This window comes from Actinokineospora pegani, from assembly GCF_009745975.1.
Classification (GTDB): Bacteria; Actinomycetota; Actinomycetes; order Mycobacteriales; family Pseudonocardiaceae; genus Actinokineospora; species Actinokineospora pegani.
In genome coordinates, this window is record NZ_WHOL01000007.1 from 1 (window position 1) to 360 (window position 360).

Genomic DNA, 360 nt, shown 5'->3' on the forward strand with positions numbered 1-360 from the left:
GACACCGCGCACGAACAGCTCGGCCATCGAGGTCAGCAGCCGCCGCAGGCCGCCGTCGTCCCGGCGCAGCGACCCGACCACAACGGCGTCGGCATCTGCGGTGGCCTCGGTGATCGGCTGCACCAGCACCGGGTGCGCGCTCACCTCGACGAACACCCCGTGCCCCTGGGACACCAGCTCGGCCACAGCCGGACCGAACCGCACCTGCTCACGCAGGTTCCGATACCAGTACTCACCATCGGCCACACCCACGTCGGTGATCCACTCGCTGGTGACAGTCGAGTAGAACGGCACCACCGGCGCCTGCGCGGAGACCCCGGCCAGCGCCTCGGCGAGCCGGTCGCGGATGTCCTCCACGTG

1 protein-coding gene is annotated in these 360 nt (G+C 70.8%); it reads right to left on the reverse strand.

Translation table 11 applies throughout. The annotated features are described in order from the left end of the window. The coding region (locus GCL84_RS00290; RefSeq protein ID WP_156753276.1) for an acyltransferase domain-containing protein at positions 1-360 on the reverse strand (360 nt) is incomplete at both ends.